Origin of the sequence: Bradyrhizobium sp. ORS 375, assembly GCF_000239775.1 — a bacterium.
Classification (GTDB): domain Bacteria; phylum Pseudomonadota; class Alphaproteobacteria; order Rhizobiales; family Xanthobacteraceae; genus Bradyrhizobium.
On record NZ_CAFI01000443.1, the window covers coordinates 1 to 746 of the forward strand.

The 746-nt window shown below is 68.1% G+C and carries 1 protein-coding gene; it reads right to left on the reverse strand.

All coding sequences use genetic code 11. The features are described 5' to 3' along the window. The coding region (locus BRAO375_RS29300) for a phospholipid carrier-dependent glycosyltransferase (protein WP_035642965.1) at window positions 1-746 on the reverse strand (746 nt) is incomplete at both ends.

Below are 746 nucleotides of genomic sequence, written 5' to 3' on the forward strand. Positions count from 1 at the left end.
CGCCCACGGCAGATAGCAGCCGAGGAAGAACGCCAGGATCAGGAACGCCGCCGCGCTGCGGGCCGCGACGAAATCCCTGACGCAGACGGCAAGCGCGAGCACGGCCGGCCACAGCACCAGCGGATTGCCGAGCAGCACGATCGCCGCGATGTCACGGTCGCTCGTCTTGTCGAACAGGAACCAGACCGGGCGCACCAGCAACGGCCAGGTCGGCCACGCGCTCATATAGGTGTGGCCGGCGATCGCCGTGGTGATGCTGTCGGCGAAGATGCGGCGCTGCGCCTCGGCGATCGTGGAGATGGACAGCCCGTGCAGGGGAATGAAGGTCGCGAGATAGACCAGCGTTGGGAGCACGCCGAAGCACAGCAGGATGTGCAGCCAGCGGAGACCCGGCCACTGCTCCGGCTGATACCAGTCGGTCGGCTCGGCATCGCCGAACGAGGTCTGCCAATGCTGCAGCAGCTTGATCAATCCGACGATCAGCAACGCGGTCAGCAGTGGAAACAGCCCGCTCCATTTGCAGGCGACCGCGAGGCCGAACGCGACGCCGGCGGCGGCGAACAGCAGCTGCGGCCGGCGCTGCCTGACGCTGAACAGGAACGCCGCGATCGCCAGCAGGCTGAAGGCGAGCACGCCGATGTCGAGCATCGCGACCCGCGCCTGCACGAACAGCATCTGGTTGAAGACGGCGAGCAGCGCGGCCGCGATCGCCGGTCCCTGCGCCGCGAACAGCGCGAGCCCGCACA